Below are 22,155 nucleotides of genomic sequence, written 5' to 3'. Positions count from 1 at the left end.
ACCAATCCAATTAGAAAGTTTTGTCTGCGTGACTTTTTGAAATTAAACCTAACGGTCTTGTATATGAAACGTAGCGTATAAATAGACGCTAACTTTTCGGATTATACACGAGCCAAATTAAAAAATTTGGCGGACTTCGCAAATACACAAAAACCTCTCGTAAAGCCTGTAATAGCTATGTTTTATATACGGTGTGTGTGCCTTGAATGGTAAATATAGTTCATTTAGATGAACTTCCCAAAGGGTTAAAGTCCCGTATGCACGGAGTCGTGTCCGTAAGCAAAGTAAGTGGCAAGGTGGTTTAGGGTGACCTATACACTAAAGTAAGCCGGACTACGTAGTTGGTACTGACGAACAGAAACTGGATACCGAGGCTATTTTAATTTGGATAAGCTAGCACATCATAGTAACGTCCACAAGAAAGGGTTAAGATAGTAGATTCAGCAGGCATTAACTAGAGGGTATTTATCTTACCGAGGGAGGTCTCTACAACTACGAGTTGGTTAAGTAGAGAAGTCAGCAGAAGTCATAGTACTTATGGGAAACGAGTTGCAAATAGAAATTGCATAGGTCTCACAAGTAAGGAAGGACAGAACGTATTCTTTTTGGAAATTCGCATAGGAGCTTTCTAAAGTAGCCTATGTTTAAAGTACAGAATAGTCGTTATCGGTGTAAAGAGCGATACGAAGATGGAGTACGAACCGCCGTATACGAGACCCGTACGTACGGTGGTGTGAGAGCCTCAACGCGGTAATTAATTGCCGCGTCGGGCTACTCGATTGGCAGTAGTATTTTCTATTTCATTTATATATTCAATATCAATTAATCGTTTAAATCTTTTTTGGTACTGGCTTTTTGGTAAATATTTCAATAATAGATAAAGAATTTTTGTTTGAACACTATTCTTTGTTAAAGACATTTTTCCAATTTTCCAAGATTGTTTCACAACATATTCCACTTTTTTTAATCGAAGATTTTGGTAGTTAGAGAAAGTTGCTTTTGAATTACTTTTAAGACAAAGACCTAAAACATAAGCATCTTCTATTGCTTGACAAGCTCCTTGACCAAGATTTGGTGTTGTAGCGTGGATGGAATCTCCAATAAAAACAGTATTTTTTGAAAACCAGTTCTTGTAATTAGGCTTTATATCTGCCATTTCATTTTCTAGAATACTATTTTCATCTGTTTTACTCAACATTTCTAGTATTTTTTGGTCAAAATTCTGATATGTTTTTAACAGATAGCCTTTTAATGAACTAGATAAATCCTTATTAAAGTTCTTTTTTTCTTGAACAGCTAGCCAAAATATTTTAGTGTCACTTATTGGTAAAAACAAAAATCGTAACGTTCCTTCAAAAAGTTCATAATAAGTATGTTTTAAGTCAGAATCAATCTCAAAATCTGTAATTCCTCGCCATACAATCTGATGTGTTTTCCTAACTTCAATTTCTGGAAAAATAAATTTTCTAATGGTTGAATTAATTCCATCAGAAGCGATTAATGTATTAAATTCAAACGTTGTGTTGTCTTTGAAATTAACTTTTACAATTTCATCATTTTCAATACTTTCTAATTCTTTGTTTAATTCAAATGAATTTTTATCCAATTTATTAGAAATTGTATCTATTATTGAAGCTCGATGAATAGCATAAACTTCTTCAGGAAAAGGAACTTCTTTAAGAACTTTTAATTTTTCGGTAGCGAGTATTGTTTTCTTAATTAAATGTCCTTTTTCTCTTATTTCGTTTCCAATCTTTAGTTTGTCAAAAATCTTTAGGGCATTAGAAGAAATTCCAATACCTGCTCCGACTTCTTTAAATTCGTTAGATTTTTCAAAAAGTTTAAAATCTATTTTATTTCTTTTTAACATCAAAGCCATTGTTAATCCACCAATCCCTCCTCCAATAATTCCAATTTTATTCTTTGGTGTTCTCATTTTTGTCATATTACTGCCAACAATAAAGTATGTGTACTGGTACACATATATCCATTATATATTTCTTACAAATCTAGCGGATTTCTAATGGATTTAAAATTATTTATTATGGTTTAAGTGTATATTTTGGTATTGCTATGTTCTAATAAGGTTTCTAGATTTCTTAAACTCAATAGGTGTATTTAAGGAACATTCTCAAGTTATCAGACTAGTGTAAGTTTTTTATTCCTCTATAAGTCTTCTATGATAATTTATTTGTCCAAGATGATACGTTAGATGATTGATTAAATGAACCAGTAGGTATTCATTTGTTTCTACGGTGGGAAACTTCATAATCGGATACTCTTTTTTCAAATCTTGACTGGTGAGAGAGCTTAGTGATTTTTTAACCATTTCTATGGTATTATGTATACTTTCTATCAACTCTTTTTTAGGGACATTTTTTTGGGTAAATTCAAGTTCTCTATTCCTTACATAATTTGTTTTTCCAATTTCTTTTCCGATAAATGTGTGCAAATTCCCAATTAAATGCAGGGTTAAATTTCCTGCGGAATTAGAAATGCTTTTTTCTATTCGCCAAATATTTTCTTCCTTCTTATAGAGTTCTATTTCGTTGATTAATTTGTTTAAGTCTCTTTCAAAAAAGGTTATTAATTCGTCTTTATTCATTGGTTTAATCTTTATTTTATACAAAAACGGTTATTAAGGGATATAGTTTACACAACGTATAGACTAATTTGCTATAGGGATTGGCTTTTTTGTTGTGTATCCAAAGTTAAATTTTTTGAATAAAGAGAAACTGATTTTCGTATTTTTATTTTGTTGTACCTCTGTTAAAAACAAGTTATTAAATCTCCTATATCGAGATCTATAAAGGGCATCTTAGAATCTTTGAATCCTATTTTGAAACCTGCAAATTGCATCTTGCCATTGTCTAACTTCATTTTGATAGTTGCGAAGTGTATCTTGATGGTCTCTGACTTCATATCGATACCTTTGGATTGTATATCGATCTTATCGAACTTCATTTTGATATTTGCGAAGGACACCTTGGCAGTTTCAAACCTTGTCTTGAAACCTTCGAAGGACACCCTGGCAGCTTCAAAGTTCATATCGATACCTTCGAAATGCATTTTGATGTTGTCGAACCTCATCCAAAGAGCATCGGAGTGTAAAAAAGAATTTTTAGAGTAAAGTGTTTTTAATTAGGAACCTTACTATTATTCTTAAGAATTATTACGACTAATACTCATCTTCATTTTTTTAATGCTTGTGTCAATTTAATCATTGTTTTGAAGGAAATATCTGGATAGGCAACTTGATTTACTGTTCCAACAATGTATACTTTTTCTTTTGGGCTGTAATAAGCTAATGCCCCAGAAAGCCCTGAATGCCCTAAAAATATAGGTACAGCACCAGTCGGGTTAAAAAACCAAGGGAGTTTAAATAAGTGTATGCCTATACCTGAACGCATTGGGAAAAATATCTTATTCCATTTTTGCAATTCATTAATGTATTCGATGGGGAATAGCTTACCTGTAAAAAATGCTTCTATAAATATTAGCATTTCGGCTGATGTCGAAACAATGCCACCATCTGGGCCAAATGAAGTCATTGCTTTAGGAATGTTTAGTTCTCTGTCCTTGTAATAAAGCGTTTTTGGTGTAGTGTCGGTAAAATCTTGATAAAGGTATGTTTTTGATAAGCCCAGTGGTTTTATAATTAAATTGGTACAATTTTCAGAAAAAGATGTATTAGTGATTATTTCAATGATTTTGCCAAGTAATTGAAAATTTGCATCCGAATAATTTGCTTTTTTCTTTGTACCAGGAATAAAAAGTGGTTTCATTGCTTTAGTCCTTTCCATGGCTTGTTTAAAAGTCCAGGATTGATCATTACCACTTTTAATTTCATCCTCCAAACTTTTTCCGTTTTTACCTTTCCCCTGAAAATAGTCAGGAAGCCCAGATGTATGAGCAAGTAAGTGTTGGATAGTTAATCTGTCTGAATAATCTTTTCCCTTGAAAACGTGCAAAGCACTCATAACCGATTCATTTAAATAGGTACTAATCTTATCTTCAAGGTTTAGTTTTCCTTCTGATTTTAATCGTAAAATAATTGCCGTGGTAAATAATTTTGTTGTGCTGGCAATGAAGTAAGGTTGTTCATTAGATAAATTTCCTGAAGCACCATGCCATATTAAATCGGCTTTTTTTATAGCGAACGAAGTCCCGAATATTTTCTTTTTATCTACTGTTTTATCCAAAACAGTTTGTAGCAAATTTTCTTTATCAACCATATTTTGTCTGTATAAAATCTGTAGCATTAAAAAGATAAAAATATTATTTTTTTATGCCTATTTCACGATGTGTAATAATCTAGTTAACGTATAGCTATGCGTAATGCGAAAGTAGAAAATCATTAGTAGAATTGACACTTTTTTTAATATTTTAGTTAAATCAGATTTAGGTTGTTATTTCAAGTTTTTACCAAGGCTCAAAAATTACTCCAGAAGAGGAATCTATACGAGCGCCGGTAACAGATTGTAAACAATTTATTTCGTTTCTGTCTCGTAATACGCCCATAAAGGCAAAAATTAAGGCTTCTTTAAAATCTATAATTTCTTCTGAAGGTACCATAACCGTAATAGAATACCCTAGTTTTTGTTGTAATACTTTGATAAGGAAATCATTTTTTGCACCGCCACCAGTAACCAGTAAAGAAGCGTTTTTACTTTTGGTAGCTGTAATAGCAAAAGTAATTTGAGTAGCAATATGGTGTACTGCGGTATGTAAAAGATTTTGAGCAGTATCTGGAGTAGCATCTATAATGGGGACTATCTTTTTGATAAACCATTCGTATCCCAAAGATTTAGGAAATGGTAGTTTATAGTATTCTAAATTATTTAGAGTGTCTAATAAATATCTGTTTAGGGTGCCTGTTTTGGCAATTTCTCCGCCTTTATCGTATGTTTTTCCTATAGTAGCACAAATATAATTAAGTAACATATTGGCAGGAGAAATATCGTAGGCAATTCTTTTTCCTTCCATAGTAAAAGAAATATTGCTAATCCCACCCAAGTTGAGACAAAAATCATAGGTACCAAATAGTAATTGATCTCCTATGGGTACCAGAGGTGCTCCCTGACCTCCCAGATCTACATCGTTGGTTCTAAAATCACAGATAACTTTTTGTCCAGATGCATTAGCCAGATGTTGCCCGGATCCTATTTGAAAGGTTACTCCAATTTCTGGTTGATGAAAAACGGTATGCCCATGACTGGCAACAAAATCTACCGTAAGATTATTTTGAGCTATAAATTTTTTAACCTGTTTGCCCAGCCAATTTCCATACTCATTATGAAAAGCTAATAAATCTACAGTATTTAAGTGTATTGCGTTTTTTAGCTTGTTTTTTAAATAATCGGTATATTCTATAGCGTTTGTATAAAGAATAGAGAAGGACCAAAGCCCTTCTTTATTTTCGAATTTGCAACAAGCAATGTCCAAACCATCCAGCGAGGTTCCAGACATTAAACCGATTACAGTATATTGTTTTTTCATAATGTGATGGATTAAAGTCGTACAGGGGATTTTCCTACAGCTTTATGTTGTCCAACAAAATGCTGTGCTGCTACTTGCTGAAAGGTTTCAAAATCCTGATAGGCAAGTATTATATTTGCAATATTTTTGGTAGGTAATACCCGCAAAGCATAAGGGTTACCAAATAGATAGAGTACTACATTTTTTGTTTTACTTAACTCCAGAATCCTGTCTTTTATTTCGGCATTCATACCAAATTCCTGCATCGGTTTTATAGAGGGAGGAAACAATGCTATCCCTATATTATTGGTAGTAAATCCAGACACTGGGCTATGGATATCCTTTATAGAGGTGCAGTACTTCGATTTTTTGATTTCTTTACAAAACACACAATCTGTGGATCTGCCCAGAACAAGGATCTCAAATTTTTCGGTATTAAATTTTTCGAAACTTTTTATATCTGCTTTGTGGTAGGTAATGGATTGCTTTGCAATAGCATGATTTATACTGGTTGCTTTTTCAAAATCAAAAACAGCAGTAGAGGTGGTTTCTTTAAAAGCATTTTCTTTCAGCTTTTGTATTCTGCTAAAACTTTCTTCAATTTGCTTATTAGTTCCATTTTTTTCTATAGCAAGAATACCTTCTTCTACATGTTCGGCAAAACATAATATATCGTTTCCTGCATCAAAAGCTTTCCACTCCAGGACTCCTTTTTTAGGGTATAGTTTAGAAACGCTGTGCATATTAAGTGCATCAGAGATTACTACGCCTTCAAAACCTAATTCTTTACGAAGTATTCCTTTTATAATATCTTTGGAAAGGGTTGCAGAAACATTTTTTCCTTGGGATAAAGAAGGGACTGCTAAATGTCCGATCAGGATACTGTCTATTTTGGATTCGATTGCTTTTATGAAAGGGTAAAGCTCCTGGTTGTATAAATCTTGTTTGGATGTATGTATTACAGGAAGCCCCAAATGCGAATCTACTTCGGTATCTCCATGCCCGGGAAAGTGTTTAAAACATCCTAATATTCCTGAAGCTTTTAGACCATTATAAAAAGCAAGGGAGGTATTAGTAACCTGCTCTTTGTTTTCGCCAAAAGACCGATACCCAATTACCGGATTATCAGGATTGGTATTTACATCTGCCACAGGAGCTAAGTTAAGGTGGATCCCCATGTTTTTTAGATCTATCCCCACTTGTTTTCCTACTTCATAAATCCATTGTATTTGATTTTTTGGGATAGCACCCAGAGTTATCGCATACGGATATTGTGGGGTGTTTTCTACCCGCATAGCCAAACCCCATTCTGCATCTATACTAATTAACAGAGGAGAGGAGGAGATACTTTGGTAATGGGTGATAAGCTCTGATAGTCGTTGCGCACTATTTTCATTTCTAATTATGGTTTTCTTTCCTTCAAAATTTGTTGCAGCACTAGCTCTGCTATGAAAAAAAGTAAGACCGCCAATTTTATAGTTTTGTATAAGTTGTTCTATTTGTTTTACTTCTGGATCTGTATCGTTTATAAATGCTGCGGGAAAGAAAAATTGACCAATTTTTTCGGTTATAGAAAGGCTGGGTGTATTCATTGTTTGTGTGTAACTTTTTGGTGGTTAATCTTTATCTTTCTTTCCGTATGTTGCGGGGTATTTAATATATCTGGTAAGGATAATCCCGGGGATTGCTGCAATAGCAACCCAAATAAAAAATCCTGTATATCCTATAGCTTCCTGGATAAAACCACTAATCATGCCGGGTAGCATAACGCCCAATGCCATAAATCCTGTTGCAATAGCATAATGAGAGGTTTTAGAAACGCCTTCTGCCACATAAATTAAAAACATAAGATAGGCGGCAAATCCAAATCCATACCCAAATTGCTCTACAATAACGGTTACGGTAACAAATAGGGTAGAAGATGGTTTCCAAAAGGATAATAAGACATATAACAGATTAGGAAGGTTCATTGCCAGAGCCATTGGGAGCATCCACTTTTTTAATCCGTTTATAGAAATTGCAATACCTCCCAGAATACCCCCGATTACCAATGCAATAATCCCGAAAGTGCCATAAATAACCCCTACTTCAGTAGTAGATAAAGCTAGTCCACCAGTATCTGTTTGATCTAATAAAAACGGAGATGCCATTTTTAGTAATTGCGATTCTCCCAAGCGATATACCAGTATAAAGGCAAGAGCAATACCAATTTGTTTTTTTTGAAAAAATGTTTTAAATACATCAAAAAAGCCTAAAGGTTTTTCTTCTGTAGCTTTAGTTAATGTTTCTACTTTTGGAGTGGTAAACAGGTTAAGCAAGGTTAGTGTAATCATAAAAACAGCAGTAATAATCATGGTATAGGACCATGCTTTTTGATTGTTGCCATAATGCTCTTCTAAAAAACCGGCAAGTATAACAATTAGTCCTTGACCAGTTATCATTGCTAAACGGTAAAAAGTGCTTCGTACTCCAAGAAAAAAAGATTGTTTTTTTTCAGAAAGGCTAATTAGATAATACCCATCAGATGCGATATCATTTGTAGCAGATGCAAAAGCTGCAATCCAAAAAAAGGAAAGACTTAATACAAAAAAGTTATTGGTTGGTATGGTTAGACCAACTATTAAAAATGCAATTGCAATAATGAGTTGCATTGTCAAAAACCAATTACGTTTAGTACTTTTAAGATCTACAAAAGGACTCCATAAGGGTTTTACAACCCAAGGTAAATAAAGCCAACTGGTGTATAGCCCAATATCGGCATTGCTTATTCCTAATTTTTTATACATTATTACAGAAACTGTGATGATGATGATATAAGGTAAGCCTTCTGTAAAATATAAGGATGGTACCCAAGCCCAGGCATTTTTATTTTTATTAGATTCTGTCATGAATGGTTATTAAGGAAAGAAAGATACTTATAAATTATTAGTATTAGAATAGTTTATAATTTATCTATATAGTCGAGTTGAAGATCTTCTATATCTATTTCGGGAAGGGATTTATTATAAAAGAAATCAATGATCTGGTTTTCAAGGTATGCGCTAATCTGTTCCATCTTTTTTTGTTCGATCATAGTAAAAACATTCATGGCTTCCTCCTTTTTAAATTCTGCAATCAGTATATCCGGGTTTTTAACCGCATCCATGCCTTTATATTTCTCTATTTTCTTTTTCATCCACCGGTGACTTATCAATTTTATTTGGGTATCCAAAAACTCTTTGCTAATAAGATCTATTTTTTGAGTATTATTTTTATCTTCTTTATTAGCACGTTCTAGCGCTATCTTAGCTTTTGTAAATTGCCTTTCGAATTTAAAATCAAGCCGGCGCATATCTTGTTTAAGGTTAAGGATCACTTCATAGAGAGCATTGTCATATATCTTTAAAAACTCTTCATAGGCATATAGGGCATCCAAAAATGCGATTGCTTGTTTTTTGTATAATTTAGGTATGGGTTGTTCTTTTACTTTTTTAAACAGGGTATTTAGTACCGTTTTTTTTTCTTCAGGAATATTTACAAACCATGAATTGTTTTTTAATGTTTTTAGTTGCGAAGTTATTTCTAACCTAGTGCCTTTATAAACCTGTGATTTGTAACTAAACCGATACGTATTGGGGTTAATATCTTTTTCTTGCTGGGCATTTCCTTTATACAGGATCATAAACATAATGCTTAGTACCAAGAGTTTCATATATTTTTTTTGGTTAGTAAATACTTTTATCAAAATACAATATAACAAAGTAATCTGGTAATCCTAACGGGATATACGCGGTTTGATTGTTGTGTGTGGTATACTTTTAATCCACATTGTGGGGTTTAATTCCCCGTATTCTATGATTAAAACAAACTTTTATACGGGTATTTTGTTTATGCAACAATTATTGGTTACATATCTTATGATCTTTTTAAATAAGTTTGGGTATAATTGTTTAAATTTATTTTAAACAACTGATTTATAATGAAAAAAAAGGGTTTTGTTGTATTGCTATTTTTTCCACTGTTTTTTTTTGCACAAAATCAAAAGAAAATAGATTCTGTTTTATACATCACCAAAACTGTAAAAAATGATTCTATAAAGGCAGTAGAGCATTTAGAATTATCTAATTTACATAAAAATAAAGACTCTATTTTTTATCATTTGATTAAAAGTATGTATCATGCTCGAATAGCCCATGTGCCAAAATTTATTTCTAATGCAAGGGCCAATATGTCTAATTGGAAATCGAAAGAAATTGGAAATAGGGCAGGGATACAAGAAAACATAGAAGCAATTGAAGAGTTAAAAAAATACAATTACAGCGCAGGTATAGCAAATCATTATATTAGATTAGGATATAGGTACAATAACATAAATAAAGATTCGGCAAGGTTTTATTTGAATCAAGGGGTTAAAATGGCCGAAAAGGCAAAAGATGAAAACGTTTTGATTACGGGATATTTTGCTTTAGGGAACATGGCATTTTTTATGAAAGATTATGAAAAAGCTCTTGAATATTATTTTCTTATAGAAAAGATTTGTGACCAGTCCCTACTTTCAAAAGGTAGTATTAAGCATGCTACAAGTATGGAGTATATAGGTTACGTTATGGAGGCTATAGATAAGCCAGAAAAAGCTATAATGTACTTTGAGAAAAGTAAATATATCTATGAAAAAAACGCTAACCCAAAAGGAATACTTAGCATTAATGCTAGTATAGCCAATATACACATAGACCTTAAGGAATATAAAAAAGCAATTTCTATTTTAAATGAAACCATAGATTACTATGAAGGACACCAAACAGAGAGCAGTAAACTTATTTTAGCATATTTAAAAAAAGCATCTTGTTTAGAAAAATTGCAGGAAACAAAAAATGCAGAGAACCTTTATTTAAAAGCATTAGATGTTTCATTGATAAAGGATAATAAAATCTATATAAAAGACTCTAACATAGCGCTTGCAGGGTTTTATAGCAATACAGGCAATTTCAAAGAGGCTCTTGCATACTATTTGAAGAGCCAAGAAATATGCGAAAAAGAAAAGGATGAAAAAAAATTAGAAATTATCTATAGAGGATTGAGCAATCTTTTTTACAAAAAGAAAAATTTTCAAAAATCTGCGGATTATTCACTTTTGCTTAATAAGCAAATAGAAAGCATATATGATAAAAACACGAAAGAAAAAATTATAGCTCTGGAAGCCAAGTACCAGAACGAAAAAAAGCAGCAGGAAATCACCTTGCTTTCTGTCCAGAACAAATTGGCAGAGAAACAAAAGGCAAATCAACGCAATGTATTTCTTGGTCTTTTGGGAGGGGTTTTAATGGTAATCGGTTTTTTGTTTTATGGATACAGGAACAAGTTAAAAACAGCTACCAGATTAAAAGAACTAGAAGAGCTAAAATCACGTTTTTTTGCCAATATATCCCATGAGTTTAGGACACCTTTGACCTTGATAAAAAGCCCGTTACAGCAATTGCAGCAAAGTGAAACTTCTGAAGGGAATAAAAAAAAGCTCGACCTGATCGATCAAAATTCTAACCGAATGCTGGAATTGGTAGATCAATTATTAGAATTGTCCAAATTGAATCCGGATAGTTTTAGGCCCGTATTTAAAAAAAAGGACATCGCCCTGTTTTTAAAAAGCATGATAGATCCTTTTATGTTTGAGGCAAAAAACAAGGATATACGGTTTAATGCCCATATACACGATGGGAGTTGTTGGTATGATAGGGATATTGTCGAAAAAATTGTAAGCAATTTACTTTCTAATGCATTAAAATATACATCACAAAAAGAGGAGGTTGTTTTTTTATCTGCTTTTGAAAAAGATAAGTTGCACCTTTCGGTTTCTAACTCCGGAGTTGACCTTAAAACCTCTGAAGTGAACCAGATTTTTGACCGGTTCTACCAGCATAAAGAATCTAATCAAGGAGTAGGTATTGGTCTTGCATTGGTAAAAGAACTGGTAACTCTTTGTAAAGGAGAACTTAAAACAAAGCTATCCCACAAAGTATTGACTATTGATATATACTTGCCTGTAGATATCAAATTATTGAAAACTATCGGGGTGATTTCTGAACATTCAGACCCCAAAGAGGGAATAGCCATACATAAGGAAAACCCCAGAGAGCTTCCTGTTCTTTTATTGGCAGAGGATAATGCCGATGTTCGTCTTGTTCTTAAAGAGATTTTTTCATCAGATTTTCATATTGTTGAGGCCGAAAATGGAGAAAAAGCATTACAAATTATCCAAAAGGAAATGCCTGATATTGTTATTACCGATGTAATGATGCCAAAAATGAATGGTTTTGAATTGTGCAGAAAAAGTAAGCAAAACGAAATGACCTCCTTTATTCCTATAATTTTGTTAACAGCAAAAACAGGGGATGAAGCTCATTTAGAAGGATTGCAAAGCAATGCAGATGCATTTGTTACCAAACCTTTTAGTCATGAAATATTAAAACTTAAAGTCAATCAATTACTTGAAGAAAGAAAAAAGATGCGGGAACGGTACAGTCAGGAATTGATATTAAAGCCTAAAGATATTTTTATCGACTCGGTAGATGAAAAATTCATAGAACGGCTTCAGGTTATATTGGATACTCATTTATCTAATGCAGAGTTTTCTACAGATCAATTTGCAGCAGAAGCAGGAATGAGCAGAATGCAACTTCATAGAAAACTAAAAACCTTATTGGGATTTTCGGCTACAGAGTTTTTACGCCATGAACGTTTAAAAGCAGCGGCGATTCTTCTTGAAAAAGGAGAAGGGACTATTGCAGAAATTGCATATTCTGTAGGTTTTAATGATGTTGTATATTTTTCTAAGTGTTTCAAAGATATTTACAATATCCCTCCTTCCAAATATCTGATAAAAAACAAGTAATACAATTTAACTTTGAAACAACACCAGAGGACCCGAAGTCGGGAGTTTCAAAAAATATTGGTACTAAGCCATAGATTGTCTAGCTAAATAGCCGATCCTTAAAAAAGGTATTTCGAATGTACTTTAATGGATTTGTCTCCAAATTTATAAAACTGTATCTCTAATTTGATTAATTTGTTAATCTCATATTGAAGCCAAAGCGTATTTTCTTTAAGTTTGACCATCAATTTTTTGAAATTGAACCCAGCGGCAGCATCATAAAGTTGATACTATCTTCTATTTCTCCTTTGAGGATTTTTTTTTACTGCTCTATGATCCGTTTTAAGGTACCCGATAACAGGTTCTATAGCAGCCCGACAACTATAGTACTTTCTTTTTTATGTTTTAGGTAATCACTATCCTTTTTTAACGGGGGTTTAGGGATATTGATTTTTGTACTACCAAAAGTTTGCTTCACAGTTAGAAAATCGTCCAATTTTAAAAGATCCTTCTGTAAAGAGATGCGATTGCAAAGGCAAGTTATCTGATAGCGAAATGATGAGCATTTATCTATTGTTCTACTTTGGGGAGTTTACCAATTTCAAGAACTTTTACATTTTCTGGTTTACAAATTATTCTAATCAATCGGGAGAGTATATTTAGATTGTTTTCTATGATAATGTCTGAATTGATGTTCCTGCTGTCTCCCTGAACTAAAACTGGATACCCTTTTTAAATATCCAATCACTCGCGTTGCATGATCTATATTTTTTGATCCACATTTTGTACAATTATATTTGGTTTGTTTATTTATGTATTCACAATCATTACAAATTGTAATTCTAATATTAAAACAAAAATAATTACATCCTGCTTTTGCTGTGGTATGTATTAGTTTTATAAATCCTTCTTTATTAGGCGTTTCTTCCAGGTTGAGATGCAGGGCAGACCCGCCATCCAGATATTGTATAACTTCTTTACCGTGTAGTAGTATCTTGTCTAGCGTATTTATTTGTATATCTTCTACTACATAAAAATAGGAGTTATAGCAATCTCTGGGTACATAAAATCCATCTTTTTTATCCCATTTTGCATTTTTTATACCTAGATTTTCGGCAGGAACAAATTCTGTATTGAACATATATCCATACATTTGCTTTCCTCTTTTGTTTTCTTCATAAATTGCTTTAAGATATTTATTTACAAAATCCTTATATCTTGTATTGTTTGTTATTTCAATACCTTTGCTCTCTGCAGCTTCTACCATGCCGTTAATTCCTACCGTTAAAAATTGTTTGTCCAGTGATATGAATCCCGCTTGATATACCGGCAATAGACCCGATGTCAGGTATTCTTCAATTAGTTTTCTATAGGCAACCTGATATTTATGTATTTTTCTAACCTCTTCAATAATATCGGCTCCTTTTTGTACCAGGCGATTCATATTAAGAGTGATAACATTAATAGAACCAGTTGCTACTCCACCTGCACCAAGCGAATAACTAAAGGTATTGTCACTGATTTCATTGCGTAACCGGCAGCAGGATGCCAGGCTATCGGCATTTTCAGATTGATAGATAAAAAATGAATTTCCCTCGCTCAACTCCTTAGCGCACATTTCTGTAAATTCGGTATCTACAGGTTTACCATTTTTTACTAACATTGCAGCTGTTACCACAGGAAAAGTAAGTATTGCTTTAGTTCTTTCTTCGTTAAACCATTTCATAAAAAACGTTTGTAGTTTTTTTACGCTTTCCCACTTTGGTTTAGTCATATCCGGAAACACAAAATCTTCAAACATACTTGAAAAATAGGCTTTATCATATAAAGAAATATTCCAGAATACAGATTGATATCCTCTGGCTGCTGCTGGTTGATTTATTGCATACACTACGTGTTGTAAATGGTTGGCAATTAGTTTTTTGTTGGTTTTCAGGTAATCTGCACCATAATCTTTGGTGGCAAAATGATCAAAATACATTAAAAATTCTACAGTAGCCAGAGCTCCTGCAAATTGAGAACTTATGGCAAAAACAAGATTTACAAATTCTCCACAAAAACTTTCCAAATGCTGTGGGGCTTTACTTTCTCCTCCTAACTTGGTAAGCCCGTCAAACAGAAAAGGATACATACTTATAGATACACAATAAGGCTTCAATGAAGTCTCATCATGCACATATATTTCATGCTCTTCTATTTGTCGGGAGTATTCATTGGCTAAGTCTTTGTCAAAGAGTAAAGCTATTTTTTGTTTTACCAATTCCCTGTTTATCTGTATGTTAATATCTTTGTTCAATTCTGCTTCCATAGTTGCAATGTTTTTTGAAGTTACATTTGCGTTGGCATCAACTTTAGAACCGTCTGCTGCATTATTTGATCGTATATAATCCTCTACAAAACGAATTTTTTCATGTACTTGCTCTTCTGTTAATCGTATCATGTGCTTTAATTTTTGATGAATAGATGATTTAATATGGTATTTGTTCTCACTTCTATAAACTTTTGATTGGTTTTTTCGTTTTCTAACCCACCTAGTAACGGATCCCATTTTCCGGTTTTGATCCATGTAAGTTGGGACATCAACTCTGTAGAAACCTGATCTTTGCCCGTATAAAGACAAGTTTTATAATTCCTTTTTTTTGATAATTTCAGAAAAGCTATCAATTCTTCATAATGCCATTCCCCGCCCATAAAAAGTACACAAGTTGCAAGACCAGAATATTGTTTGAGTATAGTATTAAACAAAGTCACGGTAAGTAATGTGCCACTATTTTTTTTCCATAAAAAAGGAGAATGACAACCTGTGCACCCTAACGTGCATCCAGAAATAGAAAAGCATAAACTTATTTCTCCCGGGACTTCTTGAAATACGACTTGAAAACTATGATAATACATTTTATTAATAATAAAAGATCTTTTTATCTTTTATAAAGATATTAACTATTGGTTTTCTTATAATAAAATCTAAGATGAGTTATTAAGTATGTTATCAACAATGATTTTGACAGGTGTTCAAAAAACATTGCAAATTTAAAATTGGTAATGAGTAGGTTATGTGAAAAAATATGGTAAGGAAGTTAAAAAAAAGCTACTGATCCTCATTTGAGTTAGTATATTGCTTAGCTTTTTCAGAGCATTTTTTACAAATACCATACGATACAAAATTTGTGGTATGCGATACAAAACCAGAAGGCATTTTAATATCCGGGATTTGTATATTTTCTAAGCAATAAATATCCAGGCATATTGTGCAATTAAAATGTACATGATTGTCATTATGGTCATGTTCGTTACAGGAAGAATGGCAAATGGCATAATTAGCAGTTCCATTAAGATCCAGTATTTTATGAATAATTCCTTTTTCTTCAAAAGTTTTAAGAATTCGGTATAAAGTTACCCGATCCACATCTTTTCCGATCATTGCTTCTAGCTCGGGTTGAGAAGTCGCTGTATTTCTGGATTTTAATATAGAAAGCACAGATAAACGAGGAGCTGTTTTCCTTAACTGATGCTTTTCTAATAGATTGGTAAATTCTTTATTCATAACAGGACGTAAATTTAATCATTTATTGGTATATAAAATTATGGGAGTAAAAATATATTGAATAATGCTATTTTAACTTTAAAACAGTGCTAATAAATTATTTCTTTTTCATCTGTTCTCAGTTAAAAAAATATAACCTTAACTGTCTTTATATTAGTATTGAACTAATTATAGATCAAGTATTGCACAAGCTTTTAGCCTTGAATACTTAAAAAAGTAAATTTAATTTTTATACGCACGATCTCAAAGTTAAAATGGTATAATAAATGGCTAAATATATAGGCAATATAAAAATCATTTCATTAAAAGAGATGATTTACTTTCAAAAAACAATTATTATATTGCAACAAAGTTGCGTATCAATAAATTTGTTTTTTATAAAATTTCTAAAGTAAAAGAAACTGCCATCAAGATACTATAATGATTATGAAAAAAGATAGTGCTAATTGTTTAGAGAGATTTGAAATTTTTCCGTACTCATTACTTCGGTATGCTTCTGGTAATCATTTGGATTTTGAACTGCTTAAGTGTGATTTGATCGAAGATTTTGCAAAGGAGATAAATACTTTGCGATTAGAAATAGATACCTTAAGAGATAAAATATGTAATTATTTACACACTTTGGTAAAAGAGGCTCATACTCCTTCAGACAAGCAATTTTTTATTAATATAAAAAGGGATATTTATAATTGCCGGGATATTACTTCTCAAAATCAGACCAGGCTCTTAGAAATATTTAATTCAAAATATAAGGATTTATTTGCACATTATATTGTTCTAAAAACAAAAAAAGAACAACTACTTGCAGACTGGCAAAACAGATATATAGATACTATAATAAGGCATCGTAGTGTAATTAAGGAATTATCAAAAAATGAACTTTTTCAAAAAGGGATTAGATTATCGAGCAAAGTTTTTTATAATCAGTTGGATGCTTTTTTAAAAAAACCGGTGTCCTCTTTTGGTAAAAAAGAAGCTCGATTAGAGTATAGTTTGATAAGATATTTAACCCGAATGTATTTTAAAACCTCCCCCTTTAGCACTTTTACCAATTTGGGGGTATGTAACTTGATTGAAACAGAAAATGTATATACACTTGCAAAAGGGAAAATACATAGTAAAATAAGGTTGAATAATGGCATATTTGATTATTTAAAAACGTTGCTCATCCTGCATCCCCAAGTTAATGAACAGTTATACCTTAGGCTTAACCCAACAATCCGGACAACAGAAGATAAGGTAACTTTTCTTATTAACTTTCATAACCTGGAGTCTTTTCAAAATATAGCCAATACGGGTGTTATAAAATTATTGTTAGAGATAGCAAGACAAAAAGACTCATTAAGAATGGGCGAATTTATTGAAAAACTACAAGAATCTATAGCAGGAAATGCTCAGGAAATAAAAGCGTATTTATTAAAACTGGTAGAAATTGGGCTTTTGGAATTTGATTTTCAAACATCTGGAACAGATCCGGATTGGAACACAAAATTATTGAGCTTTCTTAAACAAATTAATATCCCTTCACAGTCCTTAAAAGAAACCATCTTGGTTCTGGAAAAACAACAGCTGTGTTGCGAAATTTATGCTACTTCTGATACAAAAAAGAGAAGTGTGATCCTGGAAGAGATGTTTCAGGATTTTAATACACTATTTGAACATTTTTTAGAAAACATGAATGTTTTTAAAAAAGATTATAAAGATTATAAAGAAAACTATAAAAATTTATTTGCCACAGAAAAATTTAAAAAGCATCCATATATACTTCCATCACTTACCACCGAAAAATTAATATATGAAGATAGTTTTATAGAAGAAAAAGGAGAGGTAAGTAAAACAATACTTACTACTATTATCAAAGACATAAATAGTCTTACAGACCTGTTACAGCCTTTAGATAATTTTGAAGAAGAAAGAAACAGAATGAAGTCTTTTTACATAGATCACTACAGCAAAAAAACAGAAACAAATCTTCTGGATTTTTATAACCAGTATTATTTGCATATAAAAAAGCCTCAACAAGATTTTAAGAACAATAATAATAAAGATGAAGTTGTATATACAGATGAATATCAGGAAAATTACAATCAAACCTATCGTAAATGGGTAGAGGATTTTAAGAATGTTTTAAGGCCAGTGATCGATAAAAATGAAGATGAAATAAACATAGATCCAAGTATGATTAAAACAATGCAAAAACAATGGGGAAGTAGTAGAAAAACGCCTCTGTTTTCTCGGGGAATGTTTATGCAAATATTTCGTGCTGAAAATAATTTTCAGGCCGTTGTAAATAGTATCTCTCAAGGAATGGGCAGGGCAAGTGGTCGGTTTTTACATCTTTTTGACCCTGATATTACAAAGCAATTGAAAAGGTTTAATACTCAAAACCATAAAGAATCATTGCTTATGGAGCTAAGCGATGGATCTTATTTTAATGCAAACTCTCACCCTCCATTATTAGATTATGAAGTTAAAATTCCTGACGGGCATAATAGTTTGCCTGTAGAATCACAAATTGCGGTAAAAGATATTCTGGTTTATTTTAATGAAGATACTCAGGAGATATGCTTAAAACATTCTCGTACCAACAAACCAATTTTACCATTTGATCTCTGTCTTCAGTCTTTGGATCATCGATCAAAATTATACCAATTACTATCTTGTTTTTCTCCAGAACAAGCAATAAGTTTTAGACCAATACAAAAAGCAGTACAGGAATTACTGTTTGGCACAAAGGAAACACCTGTAAAACGTGAAATTTACTATTTTCCCAGATTGATGTATAATAAACAAATTATTTTGAAAAGAAAAAGATGGTCTGTACTCACAAAATCTGTCCCACAACAAGGAGATCAACAAAGCGATGCGGATTATTTTTTATCCATTAACCAATGGAAGCAAAAACATAATTTTCCGAATCAGGTTTTTTTATATCTGAGAGCTAATTCAACTACAAAAGGAGAAGATGTGGCAGACGATTATAAACCACAATATATCCGCTTTGATAACCCACTACTAATAATATTATGGAGTAAGTTGCTCAAAAAAGCCAAAGAATATATCTATTTTGAAGAAATGTCCCCAAATACAGAAATATTAAAAGAACAACCGGTCAATGAACTTTTGGTACAATGGTATTTTAAATAAGTATGGTTGAAGAAAGAAAACAGGCATGGATTTCTGCGTATTTATTTTATACAGGGTCTGCAAATAAATATCTTATAGAATGTATCCAACCCTTTATAAAAAAAATGAAATATGAAAAAGGTTTAATACGATATTTTTTTATTCGATATTATGAAGGAGGACCACATATACGATTGCGATTGCTGGTAAAAAAAGAAGAAGAAAGCAAATGGAAAAAAAGATTGTATTCAAAACACAAAGCATATAATGCTGAAATAAAGAAATGTACAAAAATAAGTGAAGAGTATGCAAATTTTGGCATTCAATTTGTGGAATATATTCCTGAGATTAATAGATATGGAGGTATACATGTAATGAACGAAGCAGAGAAACAATTTGAATCCGGTTCTGAAGTTGTGTTGCATAATTTGATGCAATATTCTGAAAACTGGAAAGATAATACAGCTTTTTTTCTGGCAATAAAAATGCATTTGGTTTTCTTTGTTAGTATGGGGTTTAGTATACAAGAAATGATGAAAACTTGTAAATTTTTTATTTGGGAATGGTTGCCATCGCTATACGATACTACTAAACCAGAAAAAGAGCAACAGCAATTTTTTCTCTCAGAATTTGCTAAAAAATTTAATTTATATAAAGAACAAATGATACTCGCTGTCTCTGCATTTTTAAAAGAAATTCAAACAAACCCTTCAAAAGATACTGGTTTAAACACATATTATTTAAAGAACAAGAAAATAAATAAGATGTATACAGATAAAAACATCAATTTATCGATAGAGTCAAGTATTACCACCAGTTTTATGCACATGACGCATAACCGTATAGGAATTATAAATACAGACGAAGCCTATCTTGTTTATTTATTGTATAAGTGTATAGAAAATAAGGATAACATAGATGAGTAGAATAAAAAAGATAGTATATAATGAAGTACTATGGATTGCAGATGAGTTAATTAAGACTTCAAAAGAAGATGCAAATGGGGTATATTGGGAGACATTACATAAACAACCCTATGGACAGCTTTACAGTCAGGTAAATGAAGAAATTTATAATGGAGTATCAGGAATTTCTTTATTCTTTATTTCCTTATATAAGCATACAAAACAGGATAAGTATTTGCAAACAGCAAAAAAAAGCCTTTTCTGGGCAATTCATTATATAAAAACATTGTCTGCCAGATATTATACTTTTTATACAGGAACGGTTGGGGTTATTTATGCTTTGGTAAAACTATATGAAGCTACCAAGGATCCATCAAATTTGGATAAAGCAAATGCATTGTTTTTAGAACTTAAAAACGGAATTGTAGAGGAAGTAGAATTGGATGATCTGTTAAGTGGCAATGCAGGAAACCTATTTGTAATAACATTATTATATACTTACACCCGGGATCCGGAGCAAGAAAAAATAATTAAGATACTTGTAGAAAAACTAATCAAAAATGCTCGTATTTCAAAATACGGATTAAAATGGGGCTATGTTAGTGATACCATAGATAGTTTAACAGGAATGTCACATGGGGCTTGCGGTATTGCACATGTTTTATTAGAAGTAGGGGAGGCTCTGGACTATCCAGAATTAAAATGGATTGCAGAAAAAGCATTTGCTTATGAGGATGAATATTATAGTGTATCGTTGGGCTCCTGGATAAATATGCAAGTTCCCGATAACCCCGATATAAAAGCCCTGACCTTAGAAAAAGGGTTATCTTATTATTTAGAAAATGAAGAAGATGTTAATACATGGGCACATGGTAACTCTGGTATAGGATTGACCAGACTTAATGCATATAAGTTTCTTAAAAAAAAGAGATACAAAAATTTAGCAATAAGAGCAATTGATAAAACAATCTCTGATATAAAAAAAGAGATAGAAATACCTAATTATACCCTAAGTACAGGTATAGGGTCATGGATAGAACTATTGCTTACAGCTTCTAGGTTTTTAAGAGAAAAATCGTTGGCAATTGAAATGCAGAATCTGGTAAATAAAGTAATAGACTATAGAAAAGATACAGGTTTTTATGGGTCAGGATGGTATATAAATAAGCCAGACCCTGCATTATTGGTCGGTTTTTCGGGTATTGGACATTTGTTTTTACAAATATTAGATAAAAATATAGACTCTGCTCTTTTGCCAAAAATTAAATCCAAAATACAATTTCCGGCAGAAAGCAAAATGACTTTGAAGTGTTTTAAAAAAGATATTTACGGAAAACATGTTAAACGAACCATTTGGTTTTTAGAAAGCAATGATGTTTGTGTAGATACAGTTTATGAAAATGGACAATATGGGTTTAATGTCCGTGGTTTTAGTAGAAAAATTTCAAGCCTTATCAAAACATTGGATATCAAAAAAAGAAAAATGGCAAAGGATGTTTTTAGGTTAGAAAGTACTGCTATAGAAATGCTGGTTAATTCTAATTATAACATATATAGAGAACATAAAAATGATTTTTTTATAAAACAGCTGTCTAAATTTGAAAACCTGAATTTAGATTTGTTTCATAAATATACGTTTCAGACAAGCGAATATATTAAAATAGTAAATTGTGAATGGCAATGGCCACAATTTGATAAAAATAGTTGTTTAGAAAATCAATATCACCATAAAAACAGTTATCCTGTTTTATTAAGACCAGGAATTCAAAACGTAGAAGAATTTCGTCTTAATGTATCCAGTGCTTTACTGCTTGATATCTTAAAAAGACCAAGGACTTTATATGATTTAATAGAGTTGTTAAAAAAGAAACTGGATACGCATGATGAAGAAACTTTACAGAACAGGCTTATACAACAGTTACACTATTTTATGAAGCAAAATTTTATAGAAACTAAAGAAAAAATGCGGGCTACATAATATAGCCCGCATAAAATTTTTATAAATCAAAGGAAGCCCCTTGAAACTGATTTGCGCATGTACATCCCGCATGACGGTCTGTTCTACCAGTATGAGTAGGGTGTGAAGCTACAGCCAAACCACCAGCAATATGCTGAGATACTTCAGAGCTGATACTGGTTACAAAACTTTCTACTTGTAATTCATCTAATGTTAATTTACTCTTTGAATTTTTCATGTTTGTATAATTTTTAGATTATGCCTTATAAAAATGGGGTCGGCTTATCCCATTTTGTTG

General features: G+C 32.0%; 16 protein-coding genes. 4 read left to right on the top strand and 12 right to left on the bottom strand.

Annotated elements, in window-relative coordinates; all coding sequences use genetic code 11:
- Positions 1–754: 754 nt before the first annotated feature.
- From ACZIYX_RS14225 to ACZIYX_RS14190, 8 genes are all read right to left on the bottom strand, one after another.
- The gene (locus tag ACZIYX_RS14225) at positions 755–1,936 is read right to left on the bottom strand and encodes an FAD-dependent monooxygenase (RefSeq protein ID WP_462682916.1); all 1,182 of its coding nucleotides are present in this window, start codon (positions 1,934–1,936) and stop codon (positions 755–757) included.
- 222 nt (positions 1,937–2,158) lie between these two features.
- Complete coding sequence (locus tag ACZIYX_RS14220) at positions 2,159–2,605, bottom strand: DinB family protein (protein WP_462682915.1); 447 nt, start codon at positions 2,603–2,605, stop codon at positions 2,159–2,161.
- A 164-nt stretch (positions 2,606–2,769) separates the two neighbouring features.
- Positions 2,770–3,069, bottom strand: coding sequence for a hypothetical protein (locus ACZIYX_RS14215; RefSeq protein WP_462682914.1), 300 nt, complete (start codon positions 3,067–3,069; stop codon positions 2,770–2,772).
- Between the two features lie 122 nt (positions 3,070–3,191).
- Entirely contained in the window at positions 3,192–4,235 is a 1,044-nt protein-coding gene (locus ACZIYX_RS14210) for a serine hydrolase domain-containing protein (protein ID WP_462682913.1), read from the bottom strand.
- A gap of 187 nt (positions 4,236–4,422) precedes the next feature.
- The gene (locus ACZIYX_RS14205; RefSeq protein ID WP_462682912.1) at positions 4,423–5,499 is read right to left on the bottom strand and encodes an anhydro-N-acetylmuramic acid kinase; all 1,077 of its coding nucleotides are present in this window, start codon (positions 5,497–5,499) and stop codon (positions 4,423–4,425) included.
- Between the two features lie 11 nt (positions 5,500–5,510).
- On the bottom strand, positions 5,511–7,070 hold the full coding sequence (locus ACZIYX_RS14200) for a glycoside hydrolase family 3 protein (protein WP_462682911.1): 1,560 nt from the start codon (positions 7,068–7,070) through the stop codon (positions 5,511–5,513).
- A gap of 24 nt (positions 7,071–7,094) precedes the next feature.
- Positions 7,095–8,366 (bottom strand): MFS transporter, encoded by a 1,272-nt coding sequence (locus ACZIYX_RS14195; protein WP_462682910.1) that lies wholly within the window; start codon positions 8,364–8,366, stop codon positions 7,095–7,097.
- 53 nt (positions 8,367–8,419) lie between these two features.
- Positions 8,420–9,169 (bottom strand): hypothetical protein, encoded by a 750-nt coding sequence (locus ACZIYX_RS14190; RefSeq protein ID WP_462682909.1) that lies wholly within the window; start codon positions 9,167–9,169, stop codon positions 8,420–8,422.
- Positions 9,170–9,436: 267 nt separating this feature from the next.
- Here ACZIYX_RS14190 and ACZIYX_RS14185 point away from each other — a divergent pair, with 267 nt between their 5' ends.
- Positions 9,437–12,346 carry a response regulator gene (locus ACZIYX_RS14185; protein ID WP_462682908.1) on the top strand — a complete coding sequence of 970 codons (2,910 nt, stop codon included), beginning with the start codon at positions 9,437–9,439 and terminating at the stop codon, positions 12,344–12,346.
- Between the two features lie 616 nt (positions 12,347–12,962).
- Here ACZIYX_RS14185 and nrdD read toward each other — a convergent pair.
- The 3 genes from nrdD to ACZIYX_RS14170 form a co-directional block, all read right to left on the bottom strand.
- Positions 12,963–14,765 carry an anaerobic ribonucleoside-triphosphate reductase gene (gene nrdD / locus ACZIYX_RS14180; protein ID WP_462682907.1) on the bottom strand — a complete coding sequence of 601 codons (1,803 nt, stop codon included), beginning with the start codon at positions 14,763–14,765 and terminating at the stop codon, positions 12,963–12,965.
- Between the two features lie 5 nt (positions 14,766–14,770).
- Positions 14,771–15,220, bottom strand: coding sequence for an anaerobic ribonucleoside-triphosphate reductase activating protein (nrdG, locus tag ACZIYX_RS14175; protein ID WP_462682906.1), 450 nt, complete (start codon positions 15,218–15,220; stop codon positions 14,771–14,773).
- Between the two features lie 193 nt (positions 15,221–15,413).
- Positions 15,414–15,869: a Fur family transcriptional regulator gene (locus ACZIYX_RS14170; protein WP_462682905.1), complete on the bottom strand. Its 456-nt coding sequence runs from the start codon at positions 15,867–15,869 to the stop codon at positions 15,414–15,416.
- A gap of 426 nt (positions 15,870–16,295) precedes the next feature.
- Here ACZIYX_RS14170 and ACZIYX_RS14165 point away from each other — a divergent pair, with 426 nt between their 5' ends.
- From ACZIYX_RS14165 to ACZIYX_RS14155, 3 genes are read left to right on the top strand one after another with little or no spacing between them, the layout of a single operon-like run.
- A complete protein-coding gene (locus ACZIYX_RS14165; RefSeq protein WP_462682904.1) occupies positions 16,296–19,016 on the top strand; it encodes a lantibiotic dehydratase in 2,721 nt (906 codons plus the stop codon).
- Positions 19,017–19,018: 2 nt separating this feature from the next.
- The gene (locus tag ACZIYX_RS14160; protein ID WP_462682903.1) at positions 19,019–19,921 is read left to right on the top strand and encodes a thiopeptide-type bacteriocin biosynthesis protein; all 903 of its coding nucleotides are present in this window, start codon (positions 19,019–19,021) and stop codon (positions 19,919–19,921) included.
- The gene (locus ACZIYX_RS14155; RefSeq protein ID WP_462682902.1) at positions 19,914–21,878 is read left to right on the top strand and encodes a lanthionine synthetase LanC family protein; all 1,965 of its coding nucleotides are present in this window, start codon (positions 19,914–19,916) and stop codon (positions 21,876–21,878) included. Before ACZIYX_RS14160 ends, ACZIYX_RS14155 begins: the two co-directional genes overlap by 8 nt.
- A gap of 19 nt (positions 21,879–21,897) precedes the next feature.
- On the opposite strand, the gene ACZIYX_RS14150 is transcribed toward ACZIYX_RS14155, so the two are convergent.
- The gene (locus ACZIYX_RS14150) at positions 21,898–22,095 is read right to left on the bottom strand and encodes a pinensin family lanthipeptide (RefSeq protein ID WP_462682901.1); all 198 of its coding nucleotides are present in this window, start codon (positions 22,093–22,095) and stop codon (positions 21,898–21,900) included.
- Positions 22,096–22,155 lie beyond the last annotated feature (60 nt).

The sequence above is a fragment of the Aquimarina sp. genome, assembly GCF_977115655.1.
The sequence above is the reverse complement of the archived record's forward strand: the minus strand, read 5'-3'. Positions and strand labels throughout refer to the sequence as shown.

Excerpts from the sequence above, each read along its gene's own strand:
- ACZIYX_RS14225 (WP_462682916.1), bottom strand. The coding sequence starts at position 1,936 with ATGAGAACACCAAAGAATAAAATTGGAATTATTGGAGGAGGGATTGGT.
- ACZIYX_RS14220 (WP_462682915.1), bottom strand. The coding sequence starts at position 2,605 with ATGAATAAAGACGAATTAATAACCTTTTTTGAAAGAGACTTAAACAAA.
- ACZIYX_RS14215 (WP_462682914.1), bottom strand. The coding sequence starts at position 3,069 with ATGCATTTCGAAGGTATCGATATGAACTTTGAAGCTGCCAGGGTGTCC.
- ACZIYX_RS14210 (WP_462682913.1), bottom strand. The coding sequence starts at position 4,235 with ATGGTTGATAAAGAAAATTTGCTACAAACTGTTTTGGATAAAACAGTA.
- ACZIYX_RS14205 (WP_462682912.1), bottom strand. The coding sequence starts at position 5,499 with ATGAAAAAACAATATACTGTAATCGGTTTAATGTCTGGAACCTCGCTG.
- ACZIYX_RS14200 (WP_462682911.1), bottom strand. The coding sequence starts at position 7,070 with ATGAATACACCCAGCCTTTCTATAACCGAAAAAATTGGTCAATTTTTC.
- ACZIYX_RS14195 (WP_462682910.1), bottom strand. The coding sequence starts at position 8,366 with ATGACAGAATCTAATAAAAATAAAAATGCCTGGGCTTGGGTACCATCC.
- ACZIYX_RS14190 (WP_462682909.1), bottom strand. The coding sequence starts at position 9,169 with ATGAAACTCTTGGTACTAAGCATTATGTTTATGATCCTGTATAAAGGA.
- ACZIYX_RS14185 (WP_462682908.1), top strand. The coding sequence starts at position 9,437 with ATGAAAAAAAAGGGTTTTGTTGTATTGCTATTTTTTCCACTGTTTTTT.
- nrdD (WP_462682907.1), bottom strand. The coding sequence starts at position 14,765 with ATGATACGATTAACAGAAGAGCAAGTACATGAAAAAATTCGTTTTGTA.
- nrdG (WP_462682906.1), bottom strand. The coding sequence starts at position 15,220 with ATGTATTATCATAGTTTTCAAGTCGTATTTCAAGAAGTCCCGGGAGAA.
- ACZIYX_RS14170 (WP_462682905.1), bottom strand. The coding sequence starts at position 15,869 with ATGAATAAAGAATTTACCAATCTATTAGAAAAGCATCAGTTAAGGAAA.
- ACZIYX_RS14165 (WP_462682904.1), top strand. The coding sequence starts at position 16,296 with ATGAAAAAAGATAGTGCTAATTGTTTAGAGAGATTTGAAATTTTTCCG.
- ACZIYX_RS14160 (WP_462682903.1), top strand. The coding sequence starts at position 19,019 with ATGGTTGAAGAAAGAAAACAGGCATGGATTTCTGCGTATTTATTTTAT.
- ACZIYX_RS14155 (WP_462682902.1), top strand. The coding sequence starts at position 19,914 with ATGAGTAGAATAAAAAAGATAGTATATAATGAAGTACTATGGATTGCA.
- ACZIYX_RS14150 (WP_462682901.1), bottom strand. The coding sequence starts at position 22,095 with ATGAAAAATTCAAAGAGTAAATTAACATTAGATGAATTACAAGTAGAA.